Source organism: Slackia sp. CM382 (genome assembly GCF_000293015.1).
In the GTDB taxonomy this organism is placed as follows: domain Bacteria; phylum Actinomycetota; class Coriobacteriia; order Coriobacteriales; family Eggerthellaceae; genus Slackia; species Slackia exigua.
In genome coordinates this window covers 379,429-386,497 of record NZ_ALNO01000001.1, presented here as the reverse complement: position 1 = coordinate 386,497, position 7,069 = coordinate 379,429, and the positions used below count along the sequence as shown (strand labels likewise).

Below are 7,069 nucleotides of genomic sequence, written 5' to 3'. Positions count from 1 at the left end.
GGCCGCCGTCCGTATCGTATGCATCGGGCATGCAGCTACAGGGATGCCCGATGGGAGCTACCGCGCGTTGGAACCTCGGCCTCGAGGGCCGCCGGCCGATCCGCCGCGCTTGGGACGTCCCGGCCTGCCGCCGTTCGGGCGGCTTCCCATCGAAGGCCTGCCGCTGCGCTTCCAAGCGCCTTGGCTATCGCGGTCCCGGCGGCCGAAGGAGCGGCCTTCGCCTTCGGAGCGGCGGGTGGAACCGAACCCGCGTCCTACCTTGCTTTCGAAGGGCTTGCGGTCGCGCGCATCGCCTCCGCGTTTCGCATCCCTGCCGAAACCGTTCGAACGTTTCGAATCCTTGCGGCCGAAGCGGTCGTCGGAGCGGTAGCGGTCGTTCTTGCCGCGATCGCTCGATGCGCCCTTGCCGAAGCCTTTGCGCCCGTCATGCTTTTTGAAGGAGGGACGCTCGTCGTCGAACCTGCTCGAGTCGCCGAATCGTTCCCCCTTGGGCGCCTTGGGCCTCTTCGGTTTGGAAAATGCCGCGTAATCGTAGGTATGATCGCCCTTGGGGCGGGGCGAACGTCCGCCGCCGAAGGAGTCGGCCGCCGCGTTCAGGGCTGCGCGATCGCGCTCGGATGCGCCTGCGCGCTTCTTTTTCTTGCCGTCTTTCCCGAACCCTTTGCCGTGGTGCTTCTTGTCGTCGTTCTTGCGGGAGCGCTTCTCATCGCGCCCTTCGGCGAATGCCGCATTCGACTTCTTGTTGAACTTGGCGTCGAAATCCGCGTCGAAGCGCTCGTCGCGATGCACGTCCACGTGCTCGAATCCTTCGGAACGACCATCCGCCTTCGATGCTTTGCGGCGGTCCTTCTTCGCCTTCTTGCCGCGGGCATCGTCGTCGTGCTTCCCGCGCTTGCCGTTGCGACCCCTCTTGCGGTCCTTGTCGCGACCGCGGTCGTCCTTGCCGCGTTTCTTGCCGCGTCCGCCGCGCGCGCCCTTTTCATCGTCCACGACGCCGGCGAGCGCATGGTCTTCGCCGACAGGCTCCATCGCATCGTCGCTCACGGCGAAATCGAGGACCTCGATGGTCTGATCGATGAATTTCTGGATGCTCTTCAGCAGATTGCGGGTATCGGGCGTGACGAAGGACACGGCGTATCCGCGCGCGCCGGCGCGGCCCGTGCGTCCGATGCGATGGACGTAGTCCTCGGGCATCATGGGCAGGTCGTAGTTGATGACGTAGTCGACTTCGGGCACGTCGATGCCGCGCGAAAGCACGTCGGTGGCGACGAGCACGTGCGTCTTGCCCTCGCGGAAGTTGTCGAGGGCGCGGGCCCGCTGGGCCTGCGAACGGTCCGCATGGATGGCCTCGGTGGCGATGCCGATCTTGCGCAGGCGTTTCGTGCAGTTGTCGGCGCCGCCCTTCGTGCGCGTGAACACGATGACGCGGAATCCGCCGCGTTCCCGGACGAACGAGTTGAGCAGGGCAGGCTTCAAACGGCGATCGGTCTTGATGACGTACTGGTCGATCAGGTCGGCCACATCGCCGCGATGGGCGATCTCGATGATCTCGGGATCCTTGAGCAGCGAGAACATAACCTTGTCCTGCGAACGGTCGATGGTGGCCGAGAACAGCAGCGTCTGGCGTTCGGCGGGGATGGCATCGACGATTTCGCTGACCTGAGGCCAAAAGCCCATGTCGAGCATGCGGTCGGCCTCGTCGAGGACGAGCTTCTCAACGTTGCCGAGCCTCGCCGCGCCCTGACGCATGAGGTCGAGCAGGCGCCCCGGCGTCGCGATGATGATGTCGGCGCCGGCCCTGAGCTTCTTGATCTGAGGGCCGTATCCGACGCCGCCGAGCAGCACGACGGTGCTGTGGTTCGTGCGGCGGGCGATGGGCGCGCAGGTATCGGCGATCTGCTGCGCAAGCTCGCGCGTCGGCGTCACGATGACCATGAGCGGACCTTCGTCGTCGGCTCGATACCTCAGCTGGTCCAGGGTGGGAAGGGAAAATGCGGCCGTCTTGCCGGTGCCGGTCTTGGCGGCTGCGATGAGGTCGCGCCCTTCGAGCACGACGGGGATGGCCTTCTCCTGAACCGGGGTCGGCTCGGAATACCCGAGGTCGACGACGGCAGAGAGAGCCTTCTCGGAAAGTCCGAGGTCATTGAAAGTAGCTATGATGTTCTCCTTGTTGCGAGTGCGTTCGGGTCGATTCCGCCCGATTGGATAGGGAGCGTGGGGCATCCCGTGAGACAGCACATTATGCCTGTCGCAGGCCGTGTGCGGGGCGTGTACACGCTATAAACATGAAATACCAGATAGGATGTATGAACCTACGCATCGTCCCACGGCGTTCCGCTCTCGGCCTTCCGGTAGGCCGCTTCCGTCTCGCGCTCCTTTTCGCGCAGGGCTTCCTGGAATCCCTTGAGGGGATCGAAGGGCATGAATATCTTCGCGCGCCGGGCCCTGTCCATGCGGGGGCGCGATGCGGCTCTTCGTTTCGGATCATGCACCGCTCCTATGGCCTCCTATCTGTCCGTTCCGCTCGCGTTGCGTTGCGCATTCCAGCAGGTCGATGCCTTTGAACAGGGAATTCTTCCCGTATTTCCGCTGGATGCCGACGACGGCTTCCTGACGTCGCCGCTCTTCTTGGACGTTGGCCGCGTGGAAGAGGCCGGGCTGCGTCCGGTCTTCGTCGGCTATGCCGTTGAACGTGATCATGAGGTAGCGGATCGAGCGCCTTGGGTCCACGCGGTGGCCGAAGACGTCCATGGCGGCATCTATCAAGGCCCGTCGCGAATTCGTGGGGAAGGAAAGCTTCGACGTTCCTCCGTCGTCGAGCATGAGGCCCCGCTCGTTTCTGTCGTACCGCACGCCGAGCGTCAGGGAATCCGCCGTAAGCCCCTGCGCCACCATGTCCGTCGCGCTCGCGTCGCACATCTCCTTGACGACGGTTCGGGCATCCTCGTACGCATAGGGGCGGCTGAGGACCTGGGCGTTCGTGAACGATTTCGAATGCGGCCGATAGGCCTTGATGTCGTCCATCGTGACCGGCTCGATGCCCCAGGCATGGTCGATGAGGATTTCCGCATCCACGCCGAAGATGTCGTAGAGCCTGTCCCGATCGGGGTAGAGCGCGAGCTGGCCCATAGTGTCTATCCCCAGGTCGTGCAGGCGTCGCGCGGTTCCGGCGCCCACGCGCCAGAAGTCGGTGATGGGGGTGTGGTTCCAGAGCGTCGCGCGATAGCGCCCTTCGTCGAGGACGCCGAAGAAATTGGGGCTGCGTTTCGCCGATATGTCGAGCGCGACCTTGGCGAGGAAGAGGTTGGGGCCGACGCCGCAGGTAGCCGGAATGCCTGTCTGCGCCACGATGTCTTCGCGGATGCGTTCTCCCAGCTCGATCGCATCGGTATGGTAATAGGGGAGATAGCTCGTCACGTCTATGAACGATTCGTCGATCGAGTAGACGTGGATGTCCTCCTTCGCGATGTAGCGCAGCAGGATGGCGTAGATGTTCGCGGAGTACTCGATGTAGAGCGCCATGCGCGGAGGCGCCATGAGGTAATCGAAGGCTTCGGGAATCTCGAATACCCGGCAACGGTTGCGCACGCCTTTCGCCTTGAGGGAGGGCGAGACGGCCAGGCATATGGTCTTGTCCGTTCGCTCGGGGTCGGCGACCACCAGATCGGTCGTCATGGGATCGAGACCGCGTTCGACGCATTCCACCGAGGCGTAGAACGATTTCAAGTCTATGCAGAGATACGAGCGTCCTTCGTCATGCGCGCCGCCTTCCCGGACACCGTCCATTCCCGCCCCCTTATACGTACAAATGTTCTATATGCATGATACCATGCTTCAGGAGGGAGAGAGGGAAAAAGAGGGAGCGCGGCATCGCCGGGCGCATCGCCTGCATCGTGCGCGAATCGGGCATCGCGAAATCCGCCCGTTTCGTCCGCCGCGGCCCTCGGTGAAACGAGGACCGCATGCGACGAAGGGCCGCGCGATCGCACAGCCCTTCGTCCGAGCTCAGGAATCCCCGGTGGTCGCCGGACGCGCCTGAGCATGCGCGCCCGCGGGTGGAGCATCGGCGGCTACTCGTCGACCAGATTCGGATTGAAGCGCAGGCTCAGGCAGGAAAGGCCCCCGTCGATCTTGCGGTACTCGGAGGTGTCCACCACGATCGTCTTATAGCCGAGGTCCTGGACCGCCTTGAGCACGGTCGGATAGCCCTCGGGTACGATGACGGTGCCGTTCATCCAGATGCAGTTCGCGCCGTAGGCTTCCTCTTCGGGCACGACAATGCGGTTGTATTGGGCGAATTCAGGCTTGTCGATGAATTCGCCGGAAACCAGCATGTTGTTGTCTTCAAGGTAGTTGACGCCGGTCTTCAGATGCAGCACGAGCTCCAGCGGCACCTCGACGCACGCAAGGCCCCAGCCTTCGAGGATCTCGGCGAATTGACGGATGCCCTCTTCGTTGGTACGGGCGGAGCGGCCCACATAGAACGTGTCGCCGACCATCATGACGTCGCCGCCTTCGAGCGTGCCGGGCGACACGATGCGCTTGATATGGTCGTCGTCGAAGAACTGGCGGATGGTGGGTTCCATCTCCTTGGCTTCGCCGTTGCGGCTGCCGGCGCCCGGATTGTCGATGATCGCGCCCTTGCGGGTGATGACCGCGGTGTCTTCGACGAAACAGGAATCGGGATATTCCTCCATCGCGGGAAGGATGGTGACTTCGACGCCGCACTGCTTCAGGGCTTCGATGTAGGCGTCGTGCTGGACGAGCGCCTTTTCATAGATGGGTTGGCCGAGCTCGGGCGCGCTGGTGATGCCGTCGCACAGCGATGCGCCGGGGCGGCGCACGATGACGTTGGTGAAGTTCATGTCCTATCCTCTCTCAATGGATGCGCTTGCAGCCTTCGGCACGTCTTCGCAAGCGCTTTGCACGCCCATGATTGTATACCCTCTAGATGAATAAAATACGGAATAATTCACGTAATTTTGCATAAAAAGACCGTTAAACCCAGGTTAAACCCGAATAAATATGCATGATGGCATACGAAAACCGCCATGGGCCGCGGGTTATGGCACCGCGTCGGCGCCATGGATGCGACGAAGCCGTGCGAACGGATTCGCGTTCGCTGCCGGCAATCCGTTCTTTACATCGCAGCCATCCTTCGCGTTGAGGGAGAGCCCCTACGATTCCGAGCCGGTGATGCCGTTCACGATGGAGCTCACGATGCTGATGATGATGCTCGCGAAGAACGCCGACCCGAAATTCGTGATCACGAAACCCACGTCGAACAGCCCGTTGGCGATGCCGGATGCAAGGTAGAGGACGACGGTGTTGATGACGAGGTAGAAGATGCCGAGCGTGAGGACGGAGAAGGGTAGGCTCACGATCTGCAGGATGGGCTTGACCGAGACGTTGAGCAGCGCGAGCATGAGCCCTACGATAGCGACGGCCACCCAGGTGCTCGTGGTGTTGTCCAGGCCGATGCCGGGGACGATCCACAGCGCCGCGGCGACGGCGATCGCGGTGGCGATCCAACGTCCGATGAAACCCATGGTTCTGCTCCTTCAGCGTGTTTCGGGGTCGAGCGCGCTCGACGTGCGTTTCCGGGATTATCGCACGTGCGCGGAAGCACGGGGCTGCTTTGGTCCAAGCGTTGCGCGACCGTGAACGAGCGCCGCGTCGCGGTCGGGTCACGTGCGCTGCGCTACAATGCACCGCATGACCGAAGCCCCTGCATATTCCTGTCCTATAGACCGCCGCTGCGGAGGATGCACCGAATTGCGGGTGCCCTACGCCCGGCAGCTCGCGCGCAAACGCGAAGCCGTCGCATGCCTGTTCGCCGAATTCGATGGGCTCGAGGTGGCGCCCGTGCTCGGCATGGATGTGCCGCTGCACTATCGGAACAAGGTCGTCTCGCCCTTCGTGGGCGTCTACGATCGCAAGGCGCGTCGCCGGCGCATCCTCTGCGGCATGTACGAGCGCGGCACGCATCGCGTCATCGATTCGAGCGAATGCCTGATAGAGAACCAGGTCGCCAAGGCGATCATCCAGTCCGTCCGCCAGCTTATGCCGAAGCTGCGCATCGAGCCGTACGACGAAGATGCCGATGCGGGCTTCCTGCGCCATGCCCAGGTGCGCGTCGGCCATGCGTCGGGCGAGGTCATGGTCACGCTTGTGACGCGGGACGAGGCATTTCCCGCAGGAAAGCGCCTCGCACGGGAACTCGTGCGCCGGCATCCGCAGATCACGACGGTGGTTCAGAACGTGAATACGCGGCGCACCAACGTCATCATGGGCGACAAGGAACGCACGATCTACGGTCCCGGCTTCATTCTGGACGAGCTGTGCGGGCTGAGCTTCCGCATTTCGTCGCGGTCGTTCTACCAGGTGAATTCAGAGCAGACCGAGGTGCTGTACCGAACCGCCGTCGAGATGGCGGGCCTGACGGGCGAGGAGACCATCCTTGATGCGTACTGCGGCACGGGCACGATCGGGCTTGTGGCGGCGAAAGGAATCGACGGGAAGCCCGGTGCCAAGCACTTGATCGGCGTCGAGGAACGAATGGATGCCGTGGCCGATGCGCGCGCTAACGCGCGGCACAACGGCATCGGGTCGGCCGAATTCTTCGCCGACGACGCGGGCGCGTTCATGCGACGGCTTGCTGCGGAAGGCGGGTCGGTCGACGCGGTGTTCATGGATCCTCCGCGCGCAGGGGCGACGCCCGATTTCCTGAAGGCGGCGTGCCTGCTCGCGCCGCGGCGCATCGTGTACGTATCCTGCAATCCTGCGACGCAGCTGCGCGATGCCCGATACCTATGCGATCACGGATATCGTCTGGATACGCTGCAGCCGGTCGATATGTTTCCCCATACCGAGCACGTGGAGACGATCGCCCGCTTCGTGCTCGAGGGCTGATGGTCGCCGTAGTGCGATCTGCAGGAGATTTGCCACCGGATGTAGTCGCTCCAAGCGTCGGGTGACCAGACTTTATTCATCGTCGATCAATACAGATATAGATTCTCATCAGTACGCACGGCTTCCTTGCATCGATTCATGCAAATTCGGTTGCACG

The 7,069-nt window shown here is 62.8% G+C and carries 5 protein-coding genes; 1 reads left to right on the top strand and 4 read right to left on the bottom strand.

The features are described from left to right. Window positions 1-57: 57 nt before the first annotated feature. The 4 genes from HMPREF1155_RS01620 to HMPREF1155_RS01605 all read right to left on the bottom strand — a co-directional run bounded on the left by HMPREF1155_RS01620 (window position 58) and on the right by HMPREF1155_RS01605 (window position 5,549). Window positions 58-2,223: a DEAD/DEAH box helicase gene (locus tag HMPREF1155_RS01620; RefSeq protein ID WP_009075960.1), complete on the bottom strand. Its 2,166-nt coding sequence runs from the start codon at window positions 2,221-2,223 to the stop codon at window positions 58-60. 261 nt (window positions 2,224-2,484) lie between these two features. Beyond that, window positions 2,485-3,786: a DNA repair protein gene (locus HMPREF1155_RS01615; protein ID WP_009076100.1), complete on the bottom strand. Its 1,302-nt coding sequence runs from the start codon at window positions 3,784-3,786 to the stop codon at window positions 2,485-2,487. A 284-nt stretch (window positions 3,787-4,070) separates the two neighbouring features. After that, window positions 4,071-4,865, bottom strand: a complete 795-nt coding sequence (locus tag HMPREF1155_RS01610; protein WP_009076467.1) for a dimethylarginine dimethylaminohydrolase family protein — start codon at window positions 4,863-4,865, stop codon at window positions 4,071-4,073. 312 nt (window positions 4,866-5,177) lie between these two features. After that, entirely contained in the window at window positions 5,178-5,549 is a 372-nt protein-coding gene (locus HMPREF1155_RS01605; RefSeq protein ID WP_006363141.1) for a phage holin family protein, read from the bottom strand. Window positions 5,550-5,715: 166 nt separating this feature from the next. On the opposite strand from HMPREF1155_RS01605, the gene rlmD reads away from it, so the two are divergent. Further along, on the top strand, window positions 5,716-6,912 hold the full coding sequence (rlmD, locus tag HMPREF1155_RS01600; RefSeq protein ID WP_009076148.1) for a 23S rRNA (uracil(1939)-C(5))-methyltransferase RlmD: 1,197 nt from the start codon (window positions 5,716-5,718) through the stop codon (window positions 6,910-6,912). The last annotated feature ends 157 nt before the right edge of the window (window positions 6,913-7,069 follow it).

Bases quoted from the DNA above. Each gene is read 5' to 3' on its own strand.
- HMPREF1155_RS01610 (WP_009076467.1), bottom strand. From the start codon at position 4,865: ATGAACTTCACCAACGTCATCGTGCGCCGCCCCGGCGCATCGCTGTGC.
- HMPREF1155_RS01620 (WP_009075960.1), bottom strand. From the start codon at position 2,223: ATGCCCCACGCTCCCTATCCAATCGGGCGGAATCGACCCGAACGCACT.
- HMPREF1155_RS01615 (WP_009076100.1), bottom strand. From the start codon at position 3,786: ATGGACGGTGTCCGGGAAGGCGGCGCGCATGACGAAGGACGCTCGTAT.
- rlmD (WP_009076148.1), top strand. From the start codon at position 5,716: ATGACCGAAGCCCCTGCATATTCCTGTCCTATAGACCGCCGCTGCGGA.
- HMPREF1155_RS01605 (WP_006363141.1), bottom strand. From the start codon at position 5,549: ATGGGTTTCATCGGACGTTGGATCGCCACCGCGATCGCCGTCGCCGCG.